The 24,164-nt window shown below is 66.1% G+C and carries 24 protein-coding genes; 9 read left to right on the plus strand and 15 right to left on the minus strand.

Going from position 1 to position 24,164, the window contains the following annotated elements; genetic code table 11:
- Positions 1-3 precede the first annotated feature (3 nt).
- From IRT45_RS21125 to IRT45_RS21145, 5 genes are read right to left on the minus strand one after another with little or no spacing between them, the layout of a single operon-like run.
- On the minus strand, positions 4-1,197 hold the full coding sequence (locus tag IRT45_RS21125) for an acyl-CoA dehydrogenase family protein (RefSeq protein ID WP_194807564.1): 1,194 nt from the start codon (positions 1,195-1,197) through the stop codon (positions 4-6).
- Entirely contained in the window at positions 1,194-1,439 is a 246-nt protein-coding gene (locus IRT45_RS21130; RefSeq protein ID WP_194807565.1) for a hypothetical protein, read from the minus strand. Before IRT45_RS21130 ends, IRT45_RS21125 begins: the two co-directional genes overlap by 4 nt.
- Entirely contained in the window at positions 1,436-2,974 is a 1,539-nt protein-coding gene (locus IRT45_RS21135) for an NAD(P)/FAD-dependent oxidoreductase (RefSeq protein ID WP_194807566.1), read from the minus strand. Before IRT45_RS21135 ends, IRT45_RS21130 begins: the two co-directional genes overlap by 4 nt.
- A gap of 44 nt (positions 2,975-3,018) precedes the next feature.
- A complete protein-coding gene (locus IRT45_RS21140; protein ID WP_194807567.1) occupies positions 3,019-3,795 on the minus strand; it encodes an SDR family NAD(P)-dependent oxidoreductase in 777 nt (258 codons plus the stop codon).
- Entirely contained in the window at positions 3,792-4,805 is a 1,014-nt protein-coding gene (locus IRT45_RS21145) for an SGNH/GDSL hydrolase family protein (RefSeq protein ID WP_194807568.1), read from the minus strand. The genes IRT45_RS21140 and IRT45_RS21145 overlap by 4 nt, the downstream gene beginning before the upstream one ends.
- 314 nt (positions 4,806-5,119) lie before the next feature.
- Between IRT45_RS21145 and IRT45_RS21150 the strand changes: the two genes are divergently transcribed.
- A complete protein-coding gene (locus tag IRT45_RS21150; protein ID WP_194807569.1) occupies positions 5,120-5,941 on the plus strand; it encodes an SDR family NAD(P)-dependent oxidoreductase in 822 nt (273 codons plus the stop codon).
- Between the two features lie 40 nt (positions 5,942-5,981).
- Here the strand turns inward: IRT45_RS21150 and IRT45_RS21155 are convergent, their stop codons facing one another.
- Positions 5,982-6,473, minus strand: coding sequence for a flavin reductase family protein (locus tag IRT45_RS21155; protein WP_228534706.1), 492 nt, complete (start codon positions 6,471-6,473; stop codon positions 5,982-5,984).
- 61 nt (positions 6,474-6,534) lie between these two features.
- Positions 6,535-7,455 (minus strand): cyclase family protein, encoded by a 921-nt coding sequence (locus IRT45_RS21160; RefSeq protein WP_194807571.1) that lies wholly within the window; start codon positions 7,453-7,455, stop codon positions 6,535-6,537.
- A 400-nt stretch (positions 7,456-7,855) separates the two neighbouring features.
- Here IRT45_RS21160 and IRT45_RS21165 point away from each other — a divergent pair, with 400 nt between their 5' ends.
- The 3 genes from IRT45_RS21165 to IRT45_RS21175 all read left to right on the plus strand — a co-directional run bounded on the left by IRT45_RS21165 (position 7,856) and on the right by IRT45_RS21175 (position 10,428).
- The gene (locus IRT45_RS21165; RefSeq protein WP_194807572.1) at positions 7,856-8,269 is read left to right on the plus strand and encodes an OB-fold domain-containing protein; all 414 of its coding nucleotides are present in this window, start codon (positions 7,856-7,858) and stop codon (positions 8,267-8,269) included.
- Positions 8,266-9,630, plus strand: a complete 1,365-nt coding sequence (locus IRT45_RS21170) for a hypothetical protein (RefSeq protein WP_194807573.1) — start codon at positions 8,266-8,268, stop codon at positions 9,628-9,630. Before IRT45_RS21165 ends, IRT45_RS21170 begins: the two co-directional genes overlap by 4 nt.
- A gap of 63 nt (positions 9,631-9,693) precedes the next feature.
- Positions 9,694-10,428, plus strand: a complete 735-nt coding sequence (locus IRT45_RS21175; protein ID WP_194807574.1) for a FadR/GntR family transcriptional regulator — start codon at positions 9,694-9,696, stop codon at positions 10,426-10,428.
- A 28-nt stretch (positions 10,429-10,456) separates the two neighbouring features.
- Here IRT45_RS21175 and IRT45_RS21180 read toward each other — a convergent pair whose 3' ends face one another.
- From IRT45_RS21180 to IRT45_RS21195, 4 genes are all read right to left on the minus strand, one after another.
- Entirely contained in the window at positions 10,457-11,356 is a 900-nt protein-coding gene (locus tag IRT45_RS21180; RefSeq protein WP_194807575.1) for an IclR family transcriptional regulator, read from the minus strand.
- Positions 11,357-11,634: 278 nt separating this feature from the next.
- A complete protein-coding gene (locus IRT45_RS21185; RefSeq protein ID WP_194807576.1) occupies positions 11,635-12,021 on the minus strand; it encodes a hypothetical protein in 387 nt (128 codons plus the stop codon).
- Positions 12,018-12,533 (minus strand): DoxX family protein, encoded by a 516-nt coding sequence (locus tag IRT45_RS21190; RefSeq protein ID WP_194807577.1) that lies wholly within the window; start codon positions 12,531-12,533, stop codon positions 12,018-12,020. The genes IRT45_RS21185 and IRT45_RS21190 overlap by 4 nt, the downstream gene beginning before the upstream one ends.
- 532 nt (positions 12,534-13,065) lie before the next feature.
- Entirely contained in the window at positions 13,066-14,247 is a 1,182-nt protein-coding gene (locus IRT45_RS21195; RefSeq protein ID WP_194807578.1) for an amidohydrolase family protein, read from the minus strand.
- Between the two features lie 208 nt (positions 14,248-14,455).
- On the opposite strand from IRT45_RS21195, the gene IRT45_RS21200 reads away from it, so the two are divergent.
- Entirely contained in the window at positions 14,456-15,379 is a 924-nt protein-coding gene (locus tag IRT45_RS21200) for a nuclear transport factor 2 family protein (RefSeq protein ID WP_194807579.1), read from the plus strand.
- Positions 15,380-15,432: 53 nt separating this feature from the next.
- Entirely contained in the window at positions 15,433-15,840 is a 408-nt protein-coding gene (locus IRT45_RS21205) for a nuclear transport factor 2 family protein (RefSeq protein ID WP_194807580.1), read from the plus strand.
- 72 nt (positions 15,841-15,912) lie between these two features.
- Here IRT45_RS21205 and IRT45_RS21210 read toward each other — a convergent pair whose 3' ends face one another.
- Both IRT45_RS21210 and IRT45_RS21215 read right to left on the minus strand, forming a co-directional pair.
- Positions 15,913-16,809 (minus strand): NAD(P)-dependent oxidoreductase, encoded by an 897-nt coding sequence (locus IRT45_RS21210; RefSeq protein WP_194807581.1) that lies wholly within the window; start codon positions 16,807-16,809, stop codon positions 15,913-15,915.
- Between the two features lie 29 nt (positions 16,810-16,838).
- On the minus strand, positions 16,839-17,336 hold the full coding sequence (locus IRT45_RS21215) for a nuclear transport factor 2 family protein (RefSeq protein WP_194807582.1): 498 nt from the start codon (positions 17,334-17,336) through the stop codon (positions 16,839-16,841).
- Between the two features lie 237 nt (positions 17,337-17,573).
- On the opposite strand from IRT45_RS21215, the gene IRT45_RS21220 reads away from it, so the two are divergent.
- Positions 17,574-18,410: a mycofactocin-coupled SDR family oxidoreductase gene (locus IRT45_RS21220; RefSeq protein ID WP_194807583.1), complete on the plus strand. Its 837-nt coding sequence runs from the start codon at positions 17,574-17,576 to the stop codon at positions 18,408-18,410.
- Between the two features lie 142 nt (positions 18,411-18,552).
- Here the strand turns inward: IRT45_RS21220 and IRT45_RS21225 are convergent, their stop codons facing one another.
- Positions 18,553-19,917, minus strand: a complete 1,365-nt coding sequence (locus tag IRT45_RS21225; RefSeq protein WP_194807584.1) for an MFS transporter — start codon at positions 19,915-19,917, stop codon at positions 18,553-18,555.
- Between the two features lie 510 nt (positions 19,918-20,427).
- On the opposite strand from IRT45_RS21225, the gene IRT45_RS21230 reads away from it, so the two are divergent.
- A complete protein-coding gene (locus tag IRT45_RS21230) occupies positions 20,428-21,654 on the plus strand; it encodes a cytochrome P450 (RefSeq protein ID WP_194807585.1) in 1,227 nt (408 codons plus the stop codon).
- A gap of 17 nt (positions 21,655-21,671) precedes the next feature.
- Complete coding sequence (locus tag IRT45_RS21235) at positions 21,672-23,057, plus strand: MFS transporter (RefSeq protein WP_194807586.1); 1,386 nt, start codon at positions 21,672-21,674, stop codon at positions 23,055-23,057.
- A gap of 87 nt (positions 23,058-23,144) precedes the next feature.
- Here the strand turns inward: IRT45_RS21235 and IRT45_RS21240 are convergent, their stop codons facing one another.
- A complete protein-coding gene (locus tag IRT45_RS21240) occupies positions 23,145-23,972 on the minus strand; it encodes a mycofactocin-coupled SDR family oxidoreductase (protein ID WP_194807587.1) in 828 nt (275 codons plus the stop codon).
- Positions 23,973-24,164 lie beyond the last annotated feature (192 nt).

A 24,164-nucleotide genomic window follows, 5' to 3' on the forward strand; every position in this document is an offset into this window, starting at 1 on the left:
AGCTCAGCTCTTCTTCGCGCTCTCGACCAGGACCGGCGCCACGTCGACCAGCCAGATGTTGTCCACGTGCAGATGCTGTGTCAGGACATTCGCATCGCGGACCACGCGGCCCAGCACGCTCGGGTTGCGGAACGCCTGCGTACCACCCCACAGCCGGGCGAAGGCGACCACGTCGTCCACGACCCGGTGCACCCACACCGCCGCGTGCCGCATCCGGGCGCGCAGTTCCGGTCCGACCTGCTGCTCCTGCCGGGCCTGTTCCTCGGCGGCGCGATAGGTCTCCAGCAGATACGCCCGGGCGCTGCGGTACTGCGCGTCCGCCTTGGCGAATTCGAACAGGAACACCGGATACTGATCGACAGGTCCCGGATAGCCGCGGCGAACCTTTCCTTCCACGATCCCGGCCACCTCCTCGAGCGCGCGCTTCATCAGGCCCAGCGCGGCACCCGAGTGGCCGGCGACGGCGGCGCCGTCCTTGCCGAGGTGGAAGACCGGGTCCGGACGCACGGGCGACAGCGAGTACGCGTCCATGACCCGGCTCTCCGGGACGAATACGCCGGTGGCGGCCAGGTCGTGGCTGCCGGTCCCGCGCAGACCGGTCACATCCCAGTTGGGCACGATCTCGGCGGATTCGGCGGGTACCACCGCGTACAAGGCCTGGCGCGAACCGTCCTCGGCGAGAATCGGCTTACCGTCGTCGCCGACGACGACGAAGCCGAGACCGAACCAGTCCGCCCAATCCGAACCGCTGGCGAAGGTCCAGTTGCCGGAAAGCTCGTAACCGCCCTCGACCTTCCGGCCCTTGCCGACCGGCGCCGCGTATCCGGCGAGCAGCGACGGCGCCCCGACGGGATAGATCTCCCGGGCACCCTCCTCGGCCATGAAGCCCGCGACCATCGCGGCGGCGCTCACGTTGACCATGGCGACCCAGCCCGTCGAGCCGTCGGCGCGGGCGAGTTCCTCGATCGTCTCGATGGCGTCGACCATGCTGCCGCCGCTACCGCCGGCCGCCTCGGGAACCCCGACCCAGAACAGGCCCTGCTCGCGCATCGCCTCGACCACCGGCGCGGTGAGTTTGCCGCCCTCCTCGATGGCGTCGGCTTGCGATTCGATCAGCGACGCAAGGCTTTTCGCTCGCTCCACGAATGAAGTCGCCGGTTCGGTGTGCGAGCCGGCAGAGCTGGTGTCGGTGGTCATGCGTTGTCCTCCTCGTGAGAAATTCCTTCTTGTCGCGGCGCCGGGCGGCGCTCACGCAGTCGCTTGTCATCCGTGCCGCCGGCCGGCGTCGCCGACCCGCTGTTCACCACCGACCCCGTCTCGACGGCCCGCAGGACGCGAACGGCGGCGACGGTCCGCCAGCACCGCGCGCCCCAGCGCGACCCCACTGTCAGCAGTACGGGCACGGCTGCGAGCCGGATGGTTCGGGCACCGAAACTCATGCCGAGATCTCCTCTCGTTCGCGGCCGTCCGCGGTGGGCGCGGTCTCGCCGACGCGGGGCGTGCCCGATACCACGCGCAGCAAGGGCCCGCGCAGCAGTTTCGTCAGAGCGGCGTAGAGCAGCACCCCGTCCGGCCACTGGGTCGCGACCCGGCCGGAGCCGCTGCGGTAGTAGTTGTGCTCGTATTGGAACGCGGTGCCCTGCAGCATGCGCTGAATGAGCTTGTCGTACAGCTCGGCCGCCCATTCCCGCACCTCGATCTCCGCGGCCTTCGCCCGTTCCACCCGGCTGATCGCGGAGGTCAGAAAGGATGCCTGCAGTTCCAGGTTGGTGACAATGGTTCCGCCGTTGGTGTTGGGACCGTACATGATGAAGAAATTCGGGAAGTGCGGAACCATCGTGCCCAGGAAGGCGCGCTCGTCGCCGTTCCAGTAGTCGTGGATCTCGCGGCCGCCGCGTCCGACGACATTCACGGTGGACAAGAAGTCGGCCTTGAACCCGGTCGACATGATCAGCACGTCGCATTCGTGCGTATCGCCCGTCGCGTCCACGACGCCGTTCTCGGTCACCTCGCGGACGCCGTGCGGAACCAGCCGGACATTGTCGGCGCGCAGGGCGTCGTAGAAGTCGTCGCTGATCACCGGTCGTTTACCGCCGTAGGGGTGACGCGGGGTCACCGCCGCGAGCAGCTCCGGGCGATCGCTCAGCGATCGTTCCAGATAGGCGCGGGCCACCGCCTCGGCCGCCTGATTCTGCCGGGATCCGGGCCGCCACAGGGCACCGCCGAACTGGGCGCGATCGCGCTGGTAGATCATCATGGCGCGAACCAGCCGCTGGGCGTGGCGGGAGTCGAGTGCCCGGCGTTCGCGCTCGGTGTAGGCACGGGCGCGCTTGGGCACGATCCAGTTCGGTTCACGCGAGAACATGGTGACCTGTTTGGCCTTGTCGGCCAGTGCGGGCACCAGCTGGGTCGCGGTCGACCCGGATCCGACGACGGCGACCCGCTTGCCGGTGAAATCGACCGTGGGGTCCCATTGCGAGGAATGAAACAGCGGCCCCTCGAAGCTATCCATTCCGGGCAGGTCGGGAAGTTTGGGATCGGACAGCAGTCCGACCGCGCTCACCACGTACCGGGCGCGCAGGATCTCGCGTCCGCCGGAGCGGATGGAGTATTCGCGCGCGTCGTCATCCCATTCGACGCGGTCGACCTCCACCCCGAACCGGCAACGCTCGCGCAGGTCGAACGCGTCCAGCACGGCGGACAGGTAGGCCTGCAGCTCCGCCTGGCGGACGTGGGTGCGGCTCCAGTTCCACGGCATCCACGAATAGCTGTAGAGAATCGAGGGAGTGTCGACCTCTGCGCCCTCGTAGGTGTTGTGCCACCAGGTGCCGCCCGGTCCGTCGGCCCGGTCCAGCAGCGTCACGCGGTGAAATCCCGCTCGCCGCAATCGCACTGCCGCGCCGATGCCGGCGAACCCCGCGCCGATCACAGCGATCACCGGGTCCGGCTCGGTACTGGGGGCCTTACGGAACATGGGCTGAACCACCTTCGATCGTCGCGTACTCATTCGCTGCGGCCTCATGCGACATCGATCAGCGTGTGCACGACCGACACGCCACCGTCGACGACGAGAACCTGGCCACTGATGTAGGACGCCGCCTCCGACGAGAGGAAGACCGCCGCGTCGCCGATATCGTCCGGCCGGCCACGCCGGCGCAGCGGCACCTTCGCCGCGAGTTCCGTATCGCCCGCTCGGGCAGGTGTGTCGATGGTGCCCGGTGCGATGGCGTTGACCCGAATGCCGTACTCGCCGTTCTCCACCGCGAGGGTTCGCACCAGGCTCATCAGTCCCGCCTTGGCCGCCCCGTACGCACCGTGCAGCGTCGATGCGGCCAGTCCGCTCACCGAGGCGATGGCGAGAATCGACCCCGCGCGGACCGGGATCATGTGCCGCAGCGCTTCCTGGGCGACCACCCACTGCTGGCGCAGATTGAGGTCGAGCACCTCGTCCCAGTCGCCGTCGGCGATCTCGGAAGCGCGTGCCCAGCGGGAGGCGCCGACGACGTTCACGACCACGTCGATGCCGACATGATTCTCGGCGATGTCGGCGAACGTAGAGCGCACCGCGTCACGATCGAGCACATCGACCACATGGGACGAGCCGTCGGCGCCGAGCGCGTGGACCGCCTGCGCGGACGCCTCGGCGGCGTCGGCGTCGCGGTCCAGGCATGCGACTCGAGCACCCGCCCGCGCGAGAGCTGTCGCGCAGGCACGGCCGATCGCCGGACCGGTGCCGACCACGACGGCGCTCTTGCCGCGCAGCCCCAGCGGAAGTCCTTCTCCGGATGTCGTCATCCTGTCACTCCTTCCCGGGTGTGAACCGGGTTCGTGCCGAGCAGTTCGGCCAGTACCGGCCCGACCGCGGCGGCGATGGCATGGTGTCCGGCGTCGCCGGGGTGGATTCCGTCGACGAGATCGCCCGGGCCGACCAGATCACGGCCGCGGATCAGCCGGACCGGACCGGCGGACTCGTGCAGTTGCCGAGCCGCGGCTTCGATGGCGTCGCGGAGTTCGGCCAGCGTCGCACCCACCGCATTGCGGGACTGCTCGGCTTCGGGCCGCACGATCGGGCTGAGGATCAGCAGCGGTGTGCGTGGATGGCCCGCACGCACCGCGGTCACGAAGTCGCGCACGAGCTCGGCCATGTGACCGGCTCCGGTGGGCAGCACACTCCAGTTGTTGGTGCCGAAGGCCAGCGAGATCACCTCGGCCTCGACCGTGGCCAGATACTGCGCGGCGGCGATCTCACCCCGTGCCGCGCCGGCGAATCCCAGGTTCCACGCCTCGAGACCGTGCCGGCGCGCGACGATCGCCGGATAGGCCAGTGCCGGATCGGAGACCGACCAGCCCTGGGTGATCGAATCGCCGTAGGCGAGCCAGCGCGGGCGCGGCGGGGTGGCCTCGATCCGGCCGCCGACCGGAACGAGAGCGGACACGCGCCCGAGGCGAGCCTCGGGAAGATAGATCGTGTAGACCGCCCCGTCGCGCTCCAGTGGGACGGTCACCGGGCCACCGGATTCCGGGACCTCGACGACGCCGACGCATCGATCGCCGCGCCAGACGGTGAGGCGGTCACCGGTGGTGGGCGACGCCAGCGGATGCCGGGATTCGGTGTCGACAACGAGCACGACCGCATCGGCATGGGACACCAATTCCAGATGCAGACCCGCGGGCACCTGCGCCGCGTTCCAGGTATCGGCCGGGAGCCGGGAGCGGTCCGCATCCGGCAACCGCGGCTCGTGACCGCGGCCGCCCCGAATGAAATCCGCCAGCCCCGCACCCCGGACGAACCAGTTGCCGGTCACTCGCCCGCCCCGATCCGTGGACCGGCGACCTGTGTCATCGGTTCGCCGCCGCGGCGCCGGTGGCGCAGGCCAGTGCCGGCACTGGCGACCACGGGCAGATGTAACAGCATTTGAAGACTTTCGTTCGAATATAGAGACGTTCGGCTGTAATCGCGAACACACTGAGTGTAGGACCGAACTCGAGTGCGGTCAATCACAGTCGCGCGACCCGTGGCTTCCGGGGCTGCAGACGTCGCATGTTGGATTCATTACTTGACAATGAATTCAATAGCGCCGACGATCCGGACTTTGGGATCACAGGAAAGGCAGGACCGATGAAGGACCTCAGCGGCAAGGTGGCCGTCGTAACCGGTGGAGCCAACGGGATCGGTGAAGCGACCGCGCATGCCCTGGCACGCCGCGGTGCGGCCGTCGCGATCGCGGACAAGGATGCCGAGCGCGCGCCCATAGTGGCCGCACAGATCACCGCGGCGGGTGGCAACGCACTGGCAGTGGTCACCGACGTGTCGGACCCGGAGCAGGTGGACGCCCTGATGGCGCGGATCCGCGACCAGTGGGGCGGCATCGACATCCTGGACAACAACGCCGCCGCGCTCGATCTCACCGCCGAGGACGGCGACATCCTGACCCTGCGGCCCGACACTCTCGCCGGCATGTTGAACGGCAGTCTGGTCGCTCCGTATCTCATGATCCGGGCAGTACTGCCGGACATGCTCGAGCGCGGCGCCGGCGCGATCGTGAACATCGCCTCGGTGTCGGGAATGGCCGGTGAACCCGGCCTGACCGCGTACGGCGTCGCCAAGGCGGGTCTGATTCAGCTCACCCGGGCGGTCGCGACGCAGTACGGGAAATCGGGCATCCGCTGCAATGCGGTCGCCCCGGCCTTCGTACGAACCCGGCACAACGAGATCTACGCGCCGCCGCGCTTCGGCGCGATCTACAGCCGCAATATGGTCACCCCCGAGACGGCCACCCCGCAGGACGTCGCCGAGGTGGTCGCGTTCCTGGTCTCCGACGCGGCCCGAATGGTCAGCGGCCATGTCGTTCCCGTCGACGGCGGGCTCACCGACAGCTCACCGATCAGCGCGGACTACCGGGCATGGATGACGGAAATGGCCGGAGCGCAAGCGGATTGACGCCCCTGGGGCTCGCGGATGTTCCGCGAGCCCCAGCGGCTCACGCGGTGAACGTGCCGTACGCGCCGCGGAAGAACACCAGCGGCGCCACGTCGGATGCCGCCTCCAGGTCCGTCACTTCGGCGACCACGATCGTGTGATCGCCCGCATCGTGCTCTTGAAGCACCCGGCACCCGATCCACGCCACCGCTTCCTCGATCCCCGGACCGGCGGCGCGTTCGTGCCATGCCACGCCGGCGAACCGGTCCGCGCCCGGGCGCGCGAAGGCTCGGCAGACCTGTTCGTGGTGGCCCGCCATGACGTTCACACAGAATTCGCCGACGGCGCGCAAGGCGGGCCAGGTGGAAGACGACTTGGCCGGGCATATCAGCAGCAGCGGCGGGTCGAGCGATACCGAGGTCACCGAATTCACCACCATGCCGATCGGCCCCTCGGGTCCGTGGGCGGTGACGGCCGTGACTCCGGTGGGCAGGTGACCGAGTACCCGGCGGAACTCCTGCGGCACAACGGAACTCGGCTGTTGCTGTCTCATTCTCATACTCCCTGTTCGATCCGGCCGGACGCCGGCGGTGGCGTGTGGTCACGCAAAGACCTCATGTGATCAGCACGGGGTTGACCGGACTTCCGCTGCCGCCCGCGATAACGAGCGGCGCCACGACGAGCATGCCGGTGGCGACTCCGGCCTCGACGGGTCCGCGCAGGTCGAGCAGTTCCAGCAGCGGGATCCCCCGATGGACGATGAGCTCGACGTGCAGTTCGATGAATCCGGCCTCCGCGCCGAGCACCTCGACCGCGGTGTTGTCCGCGCCCACGGCGGCGACGTCACGGTCGACGAGAAGGCCGGCGCCGCTGCGGCCCAGCCCCGGCTGCCGGTCCAGCGAGACCGATACCCCGGCCTCGGCCTGCTCCAGGAAGTGCCGGAGCCAGCCGGTGTGCAACAACACGACATCACCCGCCTCGACAGTCACCCCGTGGTGCGCTTCCGCGCGCTCGATCATCTCGGCCGTGACCGCCTGCCCCGGTTCGAGGCAACGCACACCCGTCGCCCCGGCCACATCGAGCACCACCGCGCGGCCGACGAGGCCGCCGACCTTGTCGATGCCACACCGGGCCGCCCCGTCCGACGGCGTGAAACTGCTACTGGGAAAGCCGTTGTAGAGCTTTCCCTCGGCGAACACATGACACAGCGCGTCCATGTGCGTGCCGTTGTGTGTCGCGGATACCAGGAGGTCGGCATTGGCGCCGGTGCCCGCCGGGGCACCGGCGCCCTCCCATCGGTGCGCGTCGTGCTCGTTGGTCAACGTGAGCCGATACGGTGCGCCGCGGTAGTCGTAGATGGGCACGCCGGTGCGCTGGATCGGCAGTCCGAGGGGATACACGGCCCCGGTGCGCACGCCGCGAGCGGCGGCGACGACGCGATCCGGCGTCAGCAGATTGAGCGCGCCTCGTTCGTCCTCGGGGCCCCAGCGTCCCCACGCCGTCGCCGACCGATGCGATCCGGATTGTGCGCTCATACCTGCTGCGCTCCTCAGTCCTGCCACGGTAGCCGCACTGCTCGCCGACCATCCGAGCCGGCGCGGCCACATCGTTTCGATGATCATCCACCAGCGGCTATCGGCGACCACTTCGCTTGCCGTCTGTATATATAGATGACCGTTTGATAATATGAACAACGTAACTATGGGCTCCGACACAGTCAAGCCCGCGAACCTCGTTGACTTCCCCCGGAACCGTGGCTAGCGTGCCAGCATTCGAGACAACTGTTCGCATACTCGTACGCGGCATATGTCACCTCGGCGGCCGCCCGCCGACGGTCGCCCTCGAACCATTCGGGACGCCCGGCCGCCTCCGCTCGCCGGGGATCCCGGGATCACCGCCCGCACATCACATTTCGCACATCCGGAGGTATGACACGTGCCGAGACAATCGCCGATTCCGGAGCCCCTCGACCGGGAGTTCTACGCCGCGGCGAACGACGAGCGACTCGTCCTGCAACATTGCGCGCGATGCGACCGGTGGCAGTATCCACCCGAACCGGTCTGCGCCGAATGCGCGCGGGCCGACACGCTCGCGTGGCGCGAGACCGACGGCCGCGGCACGATTCACTCCTTCGCGGTCATCCACGACACACAGGTCGCCTCGTTGCGACCGGATCTGCCCTACACGGTGGCGGTGATCGGTCTCGACGCCTGCCCCGGAATCGTCATGCTCTCCCAGCTGCCCGGGACCGAGTCGGATGACGTCCGGATCGGCCGACCGGTGCGGCTGACCTTTCTCACCACCGAAGCGACCGGCCAGAAGGTGCCGGAATGGGAGGTGGTCGCGTGAGCGCGACGCCGCAGGTCCGCGAATCCGCCGCCGGCCTCTATCGAATCAGCGACGCGGAACCGTGGCCCTATCGCGGACAGGTCGCCGCGGTCGGCATCGGGCACTCCCCCACCCTGCGACGCTGGGATGGTGATCCGGAGACTTGCATCGGGGCGTGGACGATCCGCGCGATCCGCGAGGCCATCGCGGATGCCGGCGTCGCACCCGGTGAGGTCGACCTGATCGTGCTGGATCGCAAGACGACCGGCGGCGGATCGCCGTGGCCGGCCGGAACACCGGTACCCCCGGAGATCGCGGCTCGATTCCACACCACCGACGATCCCCTCGACGGGGTCGCCCAGCTCAGCCCGGAATGGCTGCTGCGCAATATGCCGGAGCTGACCGGCGTCGAGCTGGTGATCGTGTCCTCGATGTGCATGTCCATGGTGCTGGCGGCCGCGATCGAAGCGGTCGGGCGAGGACTCGGTACCACCTGCGTCGCAGTGAAGGCGTGGCACAACTTTCCCGGCCGGTACGGCGTTCGCGGCGCCAACTCCGAGCCGACGGTGACCGGGCCGGGCAAATACGGGACCGCCGTGGCGGGCGCCAACTCGTTCAACACCGCGGCGCAATTCCGCCGATATCTCCACAAGTACGGCAAGACCCGCGACATGATGGCGCCGTTCGTGGTGAACTCCCGCGCCAACGGCCTGCTCATGCCCGAGGGCTACTGGGCCCAGCACGACCCGAAGCCGATCACGGTCGAGCAGTACCTGAACGCGAAACCGATCGCGGAGCCCGCGAATCTGCTCGACAACGACATCCCGATCCATGCGGCGGCCGCCTATGTGCTCACCACCGCGCACCGCGCGGCCGATCTGCGGCAGCAGCCGGTCTACGTTCTCGGACATGCCGGTGCCGGCCGGGTCAGCGGCGACCGCTACGACGGGCTCGCGCCGCGCAGCACGGTCGAAACCCTCGAAGAGACAGAAGAGTTCGCCGCGGCGACCGCCCGGCGGGTGTATCGATCGGCCGGGGTCACCGCTCGCGAGCTGTCGTTCGAGAACTGCTACGACGGATTCAGTTTCCTGCATCCGTTCCATATCGAGGGTTTCGGTTATGCCGGAATCGGACGCGGCGAGGCGCTCGATCTCTACCAGACCGACATCAGCATCGCCGGACCGCATCCGGTCTCGCCCAGCGGAGGCAATATCGGGGGCGGGCGAACCCGCTGGTGGGCGCATACCGACTCGATCCAGCAGATCCAGCGCCGCGCCGGAGCCCGTCAGATCTCGGTGCCCGCGAATGTGGGCCTCTCCGGGGGCTTCATGCCGTACTGGAGCAACTTCGTGGTCTGGAGCTCGACGCCCGACGGACCGTGAAACGGCCCGGCACCGCCCGGTCGGTGCAGCCACGCCAGCGCTCGGCATGGTACGAAATGCGACATGGATGAGCCGTTGGTCGAGGGCGAAGGCGTCCCGTTCGTGGTCGAGCGCGCGTCGGGAGAGAAGGTCGCGCGCCAGATCGCCAGGGCGATCGTGCGCGATATCGTGCACCAAGGCCTGGGGGAGGGTGCGCCACTGCCGCCGGAGACCGTCATGCTCAATACCTACGGGGTGGGACGTCCGACGTTGCGCGAAGCCCTGCGGATCCTGGAAATGAACGGCCTCTTGACGATCAAACCCGGGCGCAGCGGCGGTCCGCGGGTGCGGCGCAGCGATACTCAGGATCTCGCCCGCCTGCTGGCATTGCATTTCGGATCTCGCCGAGTGACCTACGCCGAAATCACGGCCGCACGAGAGGCGATCGAACCCACGCTCGCGCGGCTGGCAGCGCTCAATGCCACCGAAACCGAACGCCAGCAACTGGCCGAGCTTCTGCATCGGTCGGTCGACTCGTCTACCGGCTCGCTCGCCGAAAGTCAGCAGTTCCACCGCAGCGTCGCCATCATCAGCCACGATGCGGTCCTCGGCCCGCTCAGTATGTCGCTGCAACTGATCCTCGAGCCGCTGCGGGTCGATCCGGCACAGCAGTGGTCCGTCCTGATGGCCGAACACATCCCGATCGGGGAGGCGATCATTCGTGGCGCCGCCGACGAGGCAGCGCGACTGATGGCACGCCACATGCGGCACTATCCGGCGCTCGTGGAAACCGCGAATCAGATCGTGGACTGGGACTGATCCTTCGAAGGGCCGGCCCGCCACGACGTCAGAGCGTCGGCGCGCGCCCGCCGGAGGCAACGGTCATGTGCGCGGTGAGGTTCGTGAGGCGACGGACGACATCATCGACATCGATGGTCACACTGTCTCCCAAATGCACCGTGACCGTCAGCTCCACCTCGCCGGCCGAGTCGAAGACCGGGGCCGAGACGAACCCCGCCGAACCCTGGTTCTCGCCCGGATCGCCCATATACGAGGCCAAGTCCGCATCGCGGATCCGTTCCTCCACCCACCGTCGCGAATGCGACGCATCCGACGACTCGATCTCCCGCACGGTACTGGCCAGATCGCGCCACAGTGGGCTGTCACCGCCCGCCACGTATCCGAGCGAGCGTGCCTGCGCGAGCGCCTTGCGGAAGACCTGACGCGCCTGCTCGCCACTGTGCGGCAGAGAATCCAGCCACGCGTCGATGACCTCGTCGGTGGACCATGCGTAGAACGTCGCACCGACCGGCGGCAACAGCGGAATACGTTGTCCCGCACGCGACATCGCGCTGAAGACGCTCGCCGGGCCGTAATGGGCCAGATGCAGGATCTCCGAACCGGTCCGGATGCTGACCACCACCGGGACGCCGAGATCATCGGCCAGCGCATGGAGTTCGGTGCGCGCCACGTCGAGCGGCCGGAACCGCTGCTCGGCGACCAGTCCGAGCGGAATGAGCGCCGGTCCCAGCTGGATCCGGCCGCTCACCGCCCCGCGGGTCAGGTACTCCTGTTCGACGAGCGTCGTCACGATGGTGTGGCATGTCGCCTTGTTGAGCCCGACGCGGCGAGCCAGATCGGAGATCGTGAATTCCTCGTCCGGATGCAACGCCAGATAATCGAGCACGCGCATCACGCGCATCACCGGCGGACTCGCCACCTTCAGCCCTTTCCGGCCCGTTCGCACCGACCTGATTCGAAAGACATTCACCGCCCGCCCCCGGGGTATGGGCGACGGCGCCCGTTCTCGCGACCCCTTCTCTTATTTTAGACGATCAATCGAATATTCGACTGCCCGCCACCCGGAGGCGACCGGCGCGACAGCGGTACCGCGCCGGCCACCATCGGGCGGCACGTTCGACCGGCGCCGCCGACGCCCTGCGGCAGGCCACCGACACCGAGATTCTTCCGACACCCACGGTGAACGGACACGTCGCGCGGATCCTCGGGAAGCTCGGCTTCGGCTCAAGGGTCCGGATCGCACCCCGGGTGACCGCATCGCGCAGCCAGCCGCGCGGGTGAGACGCAGGACGAAACCCCTTCGGGTGGAAGGAATTCCACTACGGGCCGGACCTGCACGTTCGACAGCTGGGTGATCCCCAGCAGACGCTGCACGATCTGCGGCGAATCCGCCGCGAACACCGCGAACCAGCCCTGCGGCTCCGGCAGGTAGAAACCACGGAGGTAGATGATGGGTTCCCCCGCCGCCGACATCCGCGTACTGACGGTGACGATCGCCGCGTGCAGAGCGTCAACCTCGCTCCGCGTCATCCGGCGCCGCCGTTCCTCGGCCACGAACAGCGCCGAGGGGCGCAGCGGGCTCCTCCCCGCCGCGCCGGCGTCCGGATTCACGAGCCGGCGGGCACCGGCGGCCGGAAGAAGACCACCAACTGGCCCACCCCCGCCGCCAGGCCGCCCACGATGCCGATCAGCGCTCCGGCAACGCCGGACAACCCCGTATCCCAGCCGGACAGGTGATCCAGGGAATACCGCCCCGGGCCGGCGGTCGCGACGGCCGCCCCGATCACGGCGAGGATGAAGTTGTATTCCCAGCCGGATCGGACACTGAAGAAGCCGTTGCCCCGGTGCACCGTATATCCGGCGACGACCATGAGCGCTACGAAGGCGGCCCCGGCGAAGGGGGTCGCCAACCCCAGCGCCAGCAGGACACCGGCCGCGATCTCCGTCGCGGCGGCGAGCAGGGCGTGCACTCGCCCCGGCCGCATGCCGATGCTGTCGAACCATGCCCCGGTGCCGGCGATGCGGCCCCCGGAGAAGAATTTCTGGTAGCCGTGCGCGGCCATGGTCAGCCCAGCCGCGACCCGCAGCAGTAGCAGACCCGTATCGATCGATGCGCTGTTCACAGTCTTCCCTCCGCATTTCGGTGTGATGTGGGGTGGATATCCACGCCCTCCTCGGCGCTCGGCCCGCCCCAGCTCCCCATCGGCAGCTCGGTGCCGTGTTCGACGATTCGTGTGGGGATCCCTGGAATCGGAGATCCGCGTGACGGACCACGACCGCCCACCGGCTCACGCATCGCTCGTGCCGGCTCCGGGCCCCGTTGCACCCAAGCGACTATCGCGAAATCGAACAGTCGGCCACATCCGCAAAACCACCTGTTCCGCTACCTGTTTCAGGTCGCGGCACCGCCATCGGGACCTCAACGCGGGGCAACACGTCGATCGACCCTGCCGTCCGTTGGTTGTGAGCAGCCACATCGACCATCGCACGCAGGATTCTGCGCCGCAGCTGGATCCGGGACCGCGGCACGGAGCCGGCGAATCATCGAACTTCCAGTGCTGCAACAAAAACCGAGTTCACAATCTCAGCGAAACCTGTTTCCCCGCTCGCTCACACACCGGCGCGAGATACACGCCCGGGGTCAGACCGCCCGAATCAGCCGACCTTGTACAGCTCAGCGGCATTGTCGTGCAGGATCTTACGGCGCACGTCCGCCGGCAAGAATCCCATGGCCTCGTGAATGTAGGTATCGGGACGGATGGCTGGAGATGCAGGCCCCGGAGACATACTGGTCGGGTGCGGAAAGTCCGTCTCGAACAGGATACGATCGGCGCCCAGCTGTTCGATCGACGATGCCAGTGTGCCGCGCTCGAACCAGAACGTGGTGTAGAACTGCCGTTTGAAGTATTCGCTGGGGAGCAGTCTCTTCGGCAATTGTTCGTGCAGGCCGGTCGCTTGCCATTGCCAGTCCATCGCTTCGAGCTGGAACGGCACCCAGCCGACTCCACTTTCCACCGAGACGAATTTCAACGTCGGGTATCGATCGCAAATGCCGGAGAAGATGGTATCCACCAGCGCGTTGGCATTGCTCATGAACATCAGCGAGGAAGAGATCGCGTAGTTGACCGACGCTCCGTTGCCCTCGTAGTTGACTCCGAAGTCCTCGACGCCGCTGCCGCCGATGTGAAAGTTCACCGGCATCTCGAGCTCGGCACAGACTTCCCAGATCGGATCCCAGTGGATATCGGCGATATAGGGTTGCCCGAACTTGTTGGGGTGTGAGGAAAACAGGATCCCGCGGTGTCCCAACGCGTGGCAACGACGGATCTCCTCGACAGCCTCGGGCACATCCCAGAACGGCACGGAACAGTTCATCACGAACCGTTCCGGGGCGACACCGGTGTACTCGACGAGCCAGTCGTTGTAGGCCCGGGTAGCCTCCAACCGCAAGTTGGCATCGGGCATGGTTGCGTACAGGCCGCCCCCGAATCCGGCGATGTTCGGATACAAGACCTGCGCCCAGATCCCGTAATCGTCCATTCTCTTCAGGCGTTCGGCCACGTCGTAGGTCGCCGGGTCGGCATCGGCCATTCGTGGCGGCCGGTTCGGCGGGTACTGGCGCCAGCCGGCCATCGCCGCACCGGCGGCCGCCGCCATCAGGGGCCGGTCCGGCATATACCAGACGTCCTGCTGCTTGCTCTCATCCCAGCGAACTCGCGGCACCTGGTCGCGATACTTCGGCGAGACCCGCGAAGTCCAGAGGTCGTAGGGCTCGATGATGTGGGTGTCGCAATCGATGATCTTGACGTCGGTATCTGTCGTCACTGCTGCTGTCATCTCATCTCCCTAGGCCTCAAACCATCTAGATGATTTGCTATAACTCTCGATGCTTGGGGGCCAATACCGGGCTGTATCCGCCCTTTTCACCCTTGACACTGTACATGATTCAGATCACACTCAGCGATACTGCGGCCGAGCGAACACCCGGCCGCAGGACCCGGACGACTGCGCCAGCCCACTGGACAGCAAGAGCGGAAGTGGATCAATGACGAACACGATCGCCGACGACACGCGTAGCAATCACGCTGCCGGCCCTGCCAACCCCATGCGGCACACAGAACTGCTGCTGCTGGCTCAGCAGCAGGCCGACCGTCACATCGAAGTCGAGATCACCGAGGACGTCGATGACATCCTCGACACCTTGGCAGATGCGGGGCCCTACGCGTACACACTCAATCCGACGCTGGAGGACGGCCGTCTGCGTCAGCACCTGGCCCAGACCCGGGAGGGGATCCGACAGTCCTACGTCGAGCTGCATCTCGGCATGGCCTTGCGTGGCTGGATTTCCACGAGCCAAGTCCTCGCTCCCTGGTACACCTTCCATGCGGGCTGGGCAACGGTGGAGGTGAAGGCGGAAACCACAATCCTCGGCGAGGTGAAAAAGCCGGGGGATCGCCTCGACGTGGAATCGCTCGTGCTGTTTCCCACGATGGGGCGCACCGGGATCACCGGCGAGCTCTTCTGGGCACGGACAGGGCCAGGGGCCGGCGCGGCGAACGGACAATCCCTCAGTGAGCTTCGTCGTGATCTTCTCGCCGATCACGATGCGTATCTGGACGCTCTGCGGTCCGGCGACGTCGACGGCGCGGTCGCTTCGCTGGCACCCGAGGGACAAGTGGGCCTGCGCGACTACACCAATGACACTCCGGGAGCGCTCGCCGAACTGGATGGTAGACAGGCCGCAGCCGAGCACCTGAGGCGATTCTTCGCCCGCTACGTGCCCGAGCGGATCGAGGTCGTCCAGCGGCACGCTGACGAGTGGTACGTATTCGCGGAGACACGCTGGACGGTTACTTCGGTAGCCGATGGGACTCGGCTCACCTTCCTGACCGCGGACTACGCGGAGATCGGACCTGATCGGAAAATTATCGCCCGAATCGGACACGGGACCGAGCCTGTACCTGCCTGATCGATCTCGCCCGGTTCGATCGGTAATGGCTCGAAGGAGTGAGGACGACACCCATGCTGGCACCCGACGACCATCTGGCAATCCATCGATTGGTGGCCCTCTACGGTCACGTGATCGACGAGCGGCAGTTCTCCCGCGTCGGCGAGATCTTCACCGCTGACGCCGAGTACGACGTGCGCAATCGCGGTGCGGGATACCATCGCGGCATCGCTGCCATCCGCGAGCTGTGGACGGCGACCGGCAACCGGCATCCTCTCGCTCATCACGGAACCAACGTCCTGATCGAAGAACGTTCCGACGGTGGCGTCGACGTACTGTCCAAAGGGGTCTGTGTACACCCCGACGGCACAGTCCACTCGACCACGTACCGCCAGGTCGCCGTTCGGACAGCTGATGGATGGCGACTCTCGAGTCTGGTGGCGGAACTACGCACCACCAGCGGTATTCCCGCCGTTTCCTGATCGCCGACAGCACAACGACCGGCCTGCGGCATGTTCAACGGGCCGCAGGCCGGTCCTCGTTCGATCGCGGTGTTATCGCGGATGTCCGTGTTGCTTTTCCAGGCGCTCCAATAGAGATCGGTTGAGCGATCCGATCAGGCCCAGATCGAGTTCGAGTTGCTCGGCGAGCTCGTCGACAACGGTGAGATCCTTGTAGAGGAATCGTCCTCCGTACTCCCAGAAACGCTCCTCGGTCACCGCTGTCCCGACCAAATGCATTGCCGTGCTGCCGCCCGTGCAATAGGTGAGGCCACGCAGCAGCCGATAGGAATCCAAACCGAGCTCTCGCCCGAGTCGCGCGACATCGGAAACCAGCTGCAGGTGGGCACCGAGGACCGCGTTGTTGAGCAATTTCATACACATACCGGAGCCGAGCGGACCCATATAGTGCACTGGATACGCATACGTCTCCAGCAGGGGCATACATCGCGCGATGTCGTCGGGGTCACCGCCCACCATCAGGCTCATCTCACCGAGGGCGGTGTACGCCGGTGCCCACGCACCACCCGCATCGACCACTCGGACCCCATGGACGGCTGCCCGTGCGCCGATATCTCGCATTGTCCTGGGACTACCCGTGGTGTGGATGATGAGGATCGCGTCGGGATCCATGGATTCCACGAGCCCGTCGTCAATGGCGACCTGGCGCGTCTGTTCGTCGGAATAGACGTAACTGATGACGAAGTCCCGGCCGCGGGCCAGGGCTCGGACATCGGGTTCGACGAGGACGCCCATGTCCTCCAGCTCGGACTTCACCTCGTCTCGCCGCACATAGGCGGCCACATCGAACCCCCGCGCCTTCAGTCGCTCGACCACCGGCCGACCCATGGCGCCGACGCCGACGATTCCGATACGCCCCTCAGCAAATGTGTCGGGGAATTCGGCTGCCTCACTATCACCGTTCTGTGGTCCGTTGATATTTGTAGTCATCGCAAATAATCGTTTCGGTCGCGGGGGGATTAGGTCAGGTCAGCAGGCAACGGAACGACCGGCGCATCGTATCGCTCGGTCAGTGCCGCCGATCCCGACGACGGGTCGAAATCGCCGTAACCTTCCCGGAGGTACTGGCGCGTCAGTTTGTGGTCATCGATAAGCCAGCCGCGGTCGGTCTTCACATAACGCTGGTGGTAATGGCCATACCCGTGCACCCAACGCTTGACCCCGTCCTCTTCCCACAACAGAAGGTCTTCCATCGGCACGATGCCGCGGGCGGTCAGAGAACCTGTGATCTCGATTTCGGGGAGATGTAGCTGATGGATCGTGCGCACACCTTCCAGAACCTTGCGCACATGCTCGACGACAGCACGGCCGCCCTTGACGCCGAGATGGTGACCGACGACATCGTCCGTGTACACCTCGACCAATTTTTCCCAGTGCTTTCCATCGATCAGGCGTGTTCGCCGCGACAACAGTTGACGAATTTCCTCGATCGCGATCAGCTTTTCCAGAGGGTCCATCTCGGACGTCCTTCACTTCTCGGCAACGATCAGCGCCTTGGCATTCATGGCTTCTCCCCCGGTGGCTCGGCAGCATTCGGTCAGCGCTTATACCACACGGCCAGCTCTGGCACTGGTCAGTTAACCATACACATGTTCTGCGAACAAGGATGGTGTTATCCATAGCATTTCGCACTTCTTTCTCGATTCAGATGATTAACTATGTACAGGAAATATTGCTATACCGAAGGAGTGCTCATGGGACGCGTCGAAGGCAAGGTCGCCTTCATCACCGGTGCCGCCCGGGGACAGGGCCGCAGTCATGCTGTCCGCCTCGCCGGCGAGGGGGCCGACATCATCGCCGTGGATATCTGCGAGCAGATTCCAGGCGTGCCGTATGCGATGTCCACGCCGGAGGACCTCGAGCAGACCGTCCACGAGGTGGAGAAACTGGGTCGACGAATCGTCGCCAGGGTCGCTGACGTCCGCGACCCCGGACAGCTCGAGAACGCACTGAGGGACGGGCTCGCCGAGTTCGGCAGGCTCGACATCGTCTGTGCGAATGCCGGCATCTTCGGCCCTCTGGACCCATTGCCCGATATCGCCGCGCGTGTCGCCAATTTCCGACTGATCGTGGACGTCAACCTGACGGGCGCCTACAGCACCGTCGAAGTCTGCCGCCAGCCGCTCATCGACACGGGCGGCGGCTCGGTGATTCTCACCAGCTCACTGGCGGGCTTGCGCCGACTGGGCGCGGGCGGCGGCTACGCCGAGTCGAAACACGGGATGGTCGGCCTGATGCGCACGCTGGCCGGAGAACTCGCCCCATACGGGGTCCGCGTGAACAGTATTCACCCCACAAATGTCGACACCCCGATGATCATGAACGACACGATCTCGCGCGCGTTCCGACCCGATCTCGAAAACCCGACCAAGGAGGAGGTCGAGCAAGCCCTGAGCTTCCTCAACCTCATACCGGTGCCATTCGTCGACTCCGGCGATGTCAGCAATGCTGTCCTGTGGCTCGCTTCCGACGAGAGTCGCTACATCACGGGAGTGACCCTGCCCGTCGACGCCGGTGGGGCCATCAAGTAGGAATCTGCGACTGCGACGTGCACTCTGACCGGCCCGTGAGTTCCGGTCGGCCAGAGTGCCCCGATTCGACACGCCGGTCCCCCGGTCCCGCCGGGCTCGTTTGCGCATATTCGAGAACAACGAGACCGATCGCGAGCTGAGGTCAGCGAGCGTGCTCGGGATCCGCCTTCGATGTCACGACCGGAGAAACGACCTCGGCCGCTGCGCGCACGCGCAGACTGGCGACGAGTCCGATGGCCCCCCACAGCACGACCCAGGCGAAGAACCAGTTCTCCTGGCCCGCTTCACGCAGGCCCAGCGCCATGACGTCAGCAGTCCCGCCGATCAGGGCGATGGCGAGCGCGTATGGGAGGCTGATGCCAAGTGTCCGAACCGCGGTGGGAAACGCCGACGCGGTGACCGTCGCCATGACGGACAGCATCATGGCGATGGCAACGATGCCCAACGTCAGCAGTGCCAGCGACAGACCGTAGGAGCCGGTTCCGAACCCCCGAAAGATCGGAACCACAGCAACGGATGAGAGCACGAAACCGGCGACCAGCATGGGCCGTCTGCCGACGCGGTCCGACAGCAGGCCGAACACCGGCAACGCGAACAACATCACGACCTGACCGATCAAACGCAGCTGCGTCGCTTCCGGACGACTCATTCCCGCGGTGTTGACCAGATAGGTGGTGCTGTAGGACGCGATCGTCTGGAAGATCAGCGTCGATGACGCCCCGAGCGCGAAGACAGTGAGCAAGGATCTGCGATACCGCCACAGGACCCGGAAGCTCCCCCTGTCGTCCGCCCTGATCCCCGGGTTGTCGGCCTGCGCCTGACGGACCCGGCGCTCTTCCGTCCGGAAGGCTTCGGTTTCCGACATCGTGCGGCGGACCGCGAATACCGCGAGCGCTACCAACCCCATGAAGGTGAAGGCGAGCCGCCATCCCCATCGCTCGATAGCCCCTTCAGGGAAGACCGCCTGACAAACGATCAGAACGATGATCGACAGCAGGCCGCCTACCGTCACACCGATGTACTGGAGGCTGGACGCGAAGCCCCGACGGCTTTCCGGCGCCGACTCGATGATGTACGCGGCCGCCGCACCGTGTTCGCCGCCGACGCTGAGGCCCTGCAGGATGCGCGCGAGAAGAAGTATGACCGCGCCGGTGAGGCCCGCCGTTCGGTAGTTCGGCGCCGCGGCGATCGCGAACGAGGACACCGCCATCAATGTCACCGAGAAAGTGAGGCTGAGCCGGCGGCCGCGTTTGTCGGCGAGCTTGCCGAACACGATGCTGCCGAGCGGCCGGGCGATCTGCCCGACCGCGAATATCCCGGCGCCGTACAGCAATTGGGCCGTCTGGTTTTCGACGGGGAAGAACTGTGTGGTGAAGTACAGCGCGAAGGCGCTCCACATGGCGAAGTCGGCATACTCGACGGCGTTGCCCGCGACGCCGCTGATGACGTCGCGACGCCATCTTCGCGGCCGGGCGCCGGACGACTGCGCTGTCGTGGTCGCGGTCATGATTCACTTCCTGTCGGTGTCCGAGCTGGAGGCATCGGATGTCGGCAGCCACCCGCGCCACATCCGGCCCCGCTTCACTCATCGACGGCGGGACAGGCAGAGGCGCGGCGGTCTCCGCTATGGGGCACGCGGCGGTCTGACTCCGCTCGGGATGCGCGCATGGTTCGCAAGACGCCTTAGATACTTAAACTATATGCATGGTTATAGCGCATGCTGTGCGCTTGCGGGGCGAAAACCCGTACTAATCCCCGAGATTGAGCGATTGACAATGAACATGATTTAGGTCATAGTTCGAGGCGCGGCGCTATCGAGCGCGCTCGCCGAGCGGACATCAGCGGAAGTGGATCACCGACGCGACGCGGCTCAGCGAATCCACGTCATGTGACTGGCCTCATGAAGTGCGCCACACCGGGCGGGCATGGTGCGCCCCTCGGCCTTCGCCGGCTCGCTCGGTGTGATTCCGCCCGGGACTACAGCACGCCGGTCAGCATTCGAGAAGGAGCGGTGTCGATGACGACAGCGACCATTCCGAGTCACGTACCCGACTATCTGGTGCGCGACATCGACGTCTACAACATCCCCGGGATGAACAACGGTGTCACGACCGATGACATCCATCAGCTGTGGAAGAACGTTCAGGACACCTGCCCACCAGTATTCTGGACACCCCACTACGGCGGGCACTGGGTCGTCACGCGATTCGAGGATCTACGCCGCGTCGCATCCGAATACGAGAACTTCTCGAACGCCGAGATGTTCGTCCCGCAGGGCATTGTCCCGATGCTGACACCGACCCAGCTCGACCCGCCGGAGCACAGCGCCTACCGACGACTCCTGACACCCGCCTTCACCCCCGGCCGCCTGCGCGCCATCACCGAAGAGGCACGGGCCGCCGTCGTGGCCGCGATCGAGGGTGTGTACCACCGGGGCGGGTGCGAGTTCGTGACGGAAATCTCCGGTGCGATGCCGACCGCGGCGTTCCTCACCCTGGTCGACCTGCCGGTCCAGGATGGCGAACGTCTGCGAAGGGCCTTCGAGCGGGCGCCGGCGATGGACAACCCGGAAGAGTCACGCGCCGCGTGGGCGGAAATATCCGCTTATGTGCAACAACAGATCGACGAGCGCATCGCCAGGCCGCGCGAGGACTTCATCAGCTCGCTGATCCGCAGTGAGGTCGACGGTCGCCGGCTGCGGACCGATGAGGTATTCAGCATGTGCCTGCTGCTGCTCTCCGCAAGCCTGGACACCACCGCCTCGCTGACCACATTCGTCGCTCGTTTCCTGGCCGAGCATCCCGCACATCGCGCGGAGCTGATCGACAATCCGGAATTCCTGAACCACGCGGTCGAGGAGTTCTGCCGGCGGTTCGGGCTCACCCAGACCGCACGGCTGGTGCGCCACGATGTGGAACTGAACGGCGCACCCCTGCGCGAAGGCGACATCGCGCTCGCGATCTTCGCGGTCGGCGGCCTCGACGAGACCGTCAACGCGAACCCGATGGTGGTCGATTTCGCACGGCTGGACCACCATTACGTGACCTTCGGCCACGGCCCCCACTCCTGCGTGGGAATGCGTCTGGCGAAGCTGGAGCTGAAGATCTTCCTCGAAGAATGGCTGAAGCGGATTCCCGATTTCCGAGTCGCCGACGGCGCGGAGGTGCGAGCGTCCACCGGTGTCCTGTCCCGTCTGAATCAACTCGATCTGCAGTGGGCCACAACAGGATTCGACAACAGATGAAGGATTTCACCGGACGCGTGGCCACCGCCCCGGCTCGCCGAGCACTGGTCGCCGCGTCGGCCGGCACGATCATCGAGTGGTTCGACTACGCTCTCTATGGCGCCCTCGCCGCGATCTTGGCGGGCGATCTTTTCTTTCCGCGCTTCTCCCCCGGTCTCGCCACTCTGGCCGCGTTCGGCGCCTATGGAGTTGCCTTCTTCGTCCGTCCGCTCGGCGGTTTGGTCCTGGGCCGGATCGGTGACCGGCGCGGGCGCAAACCGGCCTTGATGATCAGTCTCGTTCTGATGGGCGGCTGCACCGTCGCGGTCGCGCTCGTGCCCACCTACGCCATGATCGGGGTATGCGCCCCCATCCTGCTCGTCCTGCTCCGGGTGGGCCAGGGCTTCGGGGCCGGCGCCGAGGTCGCCGGCGCGATCGCTCTGGTCGCCGAGTACGCGCCGCTCGAGCGGCGCGGGCTCTACACGGCGATCTTGCAGAGCACCTCGCTCATCGGTGTTCTGTTGTCGAGCCTGGCCTTCCTCTCCGTTTCCTCGCTGCCCCACGCGGCCATGCAGTCGTGGGGGTGGCGGGTGCCGTTCCTGTCGGCCGGTCTGCTGTTCGGGGTCGCGCTCTATCTGCGCACCCGCCTCGAGGAATCCCCCGAATACCGCACGGCTACGGCCCGGGCCGAAAACCGCGCCGCGCGTGAGCATCGGCCACTCGCCCTGCTTTTCGCGACGATGAAACGGCGGCTGTTCCTCGCGTTCATGTTGATCAACGCCTGGAATGTGCTGGCCGCGGTGCTGGCCGTCTTCATTGCCAGCTACTTGCGGAATACCGTTCGGATGCCGGCGACCTACGCGTTCGCGATCCTCTCGGTCGGCACAGTCGTGGGCGTAGTGTCCACCATCTTCTTCGGTGCTGTCTGCGACAAGTACGGGTTCCGCCGGATCTGGATGACTTCGCTGGTAGTGACCATCCCGGGTGTTTTCCTCTTGTTTCTCGGCCTGCGAACAGGCGTCTTCTGGCTCGCGGCGGGCAGCATGGCACTGGCATATGCGATTGCCTACGGTCCGGGCGCGGGTGCGTTCCCCGGCGTTCTGGCCAACCTCTTCCCGACCGAGGTCCGCTATTCGGGTATCGCGGCCGTTCGCGAGGTAAGCGCGGCGACGGTTGCCGGGACCGTCCCCTTCGTCGCCACCGCCCTCGTCCTCGCCGGGGGCGGTACACCATGGCTGGTCGCGGGCTATGTCGCTGTCTGGGCGTTGCTGGGCCTGATCTGCTACACATTGCTGGGCAACGAGTCCGAGACACCGGAAAGCCCGAACCTGTTCGTGGAACATCCCAACGCGCCGGAGCCCACGATGCCCGAGACGACGCGCCGACCGGCCACAGAGCCGGTCCAGCCGGCTGTGAAACAGTAATTTCTTCGCTTCGGCTACGGCTCGTTCGGTCCGAGGCCGTAGGTGCCGCCGGGCAGCCATACGGCCCCCGTGCGGCCGCCGGACGATTTATTTGATGTTCGTTCCCGCATCAACCGGCAGTGCCACGCCCGTGATGTAGCGTGCTTCGTCCGAAACGAGGAACAGTACTGCGTTCGACACGTCGACCGACTCGACCCAGGGCACATCGAGGACCGCCAAACCACGTGCGGCCTGGGTGAAATCGGCCCGGTCGGGTCCGGTGAGATCAGGCCGGAAGAGCTGGTACATCGCCTCGTTCTGGACCATCGGCGTATCCACCGTTCCCGGTAGCACACAGTTCACCCGGATGGAGTCACCGGCCAGTTCCAATGCCAGAGTCCGCATGAGCCCGATTACGCCGTGCTTGGACGAAACGTAGTGACCGATATTCGGACTCGCGTGCACACCCGCGCCGGAACTCGTGATCACGACAGCCCCACCGCCCGCGGCCCGTAGGTGCGGGATTGCGGCCTTGACCGTGAGCCACGCGCCGGTGAGGTTGACATCGAGCATCTCCCGCCACGCCTTCTCGGGCAGAGTGTCGAGGCGGCCGACGCCGAAGATGCCGGCATTGGCGACAACCGTGTCGACTCGACCGAATCGTGCCACCCCTTCGGCAAGCGCCTGCTCGAGTGCCTCATAGTCGCGAACGTCGGCTTCTGTCGCGACGATGTTCCGACCGAGAGCTTCCACCGCCTGCACCGTCTCGGCCAGGTCGTCCGGTGTCGCCCCGGCATAAGGCACAGTCGGCAATGATGCCGCCAAGTCCAGTGCGACGATATCGGCGCCCTCCTGCGCGAGCCGGATCGCATGACTGCGTCCCTGCCCACGCGCGGCACCGGTTACGAAGGCGACTTTGCCTTCCATTCTTCCCATACCGTCCCCTCAGGTGATCGGCTGCAGATACTCGTTCGAAAACAGCAACCTGCGTTCGATTATATAGACGGCTGACTGTAATGGAAGACAAAATGCTTCACACAGCCGTCGAATCGCCGGGTCGACGACGAGAACCTGCTTGCCGAGATCGCCTCACAGGTCAGGATCGCCCGTTACAAAGCGCGGAGCCTG

This window comes from Nocardia sp. BSTN01 (genome assembly GCF_015354405.1).
GTDB lineage: Bacteria > Actinomycetota > Actinomycetes > Mycobacteriales > Mycobacteriaceae > Nocardia.

Bases quoted from the DNA above. Each gene is read 5' to 3' on its own strand.
- IRT45_RS21125 (WP_194807564.1), bottom strand. From the start codon at position 1,197: ATGACCACCGACACCAGCTCTGCCGGCTCGCACACCGAACCGGCGACT.
- IRT45_RS21130 (WP_194807565.1), bottom strand. From the start codon at position 1,439: ATGAGTTTCGGTGCCCGAACCATCCGGCTCGCAGCCGTGCCCGTACTG.
- IRT45_RS21135 (WP_194807566.1), bottom strand. From the start codon at position 2,974: ATGTTCCGTAAGGCCCCCAGTACCGAGCCGGACCCGGTGATCGCTGTG.
- IRT45_RS21140 (WP_194807567.1), bottom strand. From the start codon at position 3,795: ATGACGACATCCGGAGAAGGACTTCCGCTGGGGCTGCGCGGCAAGAGC.
- IRT45_RS21150 (WP_194807569.1), top strand. From the start codon at position 5,120: ATGAAGGACCTCAGCGGCAAGGTGGCCGTCGTAACCGGTGGAGCCAAC.
- IRT45_RS21155 (WP_228534706.1), bottom strand. From the start codon at position 6,473: ATGAGACAGCAACAGCCGAGTTCCGTTGTGCCGCAGGAGTTCCGCCGG.
- IRT45_RS21160 (WP_194807571.1), bottom strand. From the start codon at position 7,455: ATGAGCGCACAATCCGGATCGCATCGGTCGGCGACGGCGTGGGGACGC.
- IRT45_RS21175 (WP_194807574.1), top strand. From the start codon at position 9,694: ATGGATGAGCCGTTGGTCGAGGGCGAAGGCGTCCCGTTCGTGGTCGAG.
- IRT45_RS21195 (WP_194807578.1), bottom strand. From the start codon at position 14,247: ATGACAGCAGCAGTGACGACAGATACCGACGTCAAGATCATCGATTGC.
- IRT45_RS21200 (WP_194807579.1), top strand. From the start codon at position 14,456: ATGACGAACACGATCGCCGACGACACGCGTAGCAATCACGCTGCCGGC.
- IRT45_RS21205 (WP_194807580.1), top strand. From the start codon at position 15,433: ATGCTGGCACCCGACGACCATCTGGCAATCCATCGATTGGTGGCCCTC.
- IRT45_RS21210 (WP_194807581.1), bottom strand. From the start codon at position 16,809: ATGACTACAAATATCAACGGACCACAGAACGGTGATAGTGAGGCAGCC.
- IRT45_RS21215 (WP_194807582.1), bottom strand. From the start codon at position 17,336: ATGGACCCTCTGGAAAAGCTGATCGCGATCGAGGAAATTCGTCAACTG.
- IRT45_RS21220 (WP_194807583.1), top strand. From the start codon at position 17,574: ATGGGACGCGTCGAAGGCAAGGTCGCCTTCATCACCGGTGCCGCCCGG.
- IRT45_RS21225 (WP_194807584.1), bottom strand. From the start codon at position 19,917: ATGACCGCGACCACGACAGCGCAGTCGTCCGGCGCCCGGCCGCGAAGA.
- IRT45_RS21230 (WP_194807585.1), top strand. From the start codon at position 20,428: ATGACGACAGCGACCATTCCGAGTCACGTACCCGACTATCTGGTGCGC.
- IRT45_RS21240 (WP_194807587.1), bottom strand. From the start codon at position 23,972: ATGGGAAGAATGGAAGGCAAAGTCGCCTTCGTAACCGGTGCCGCGCGT.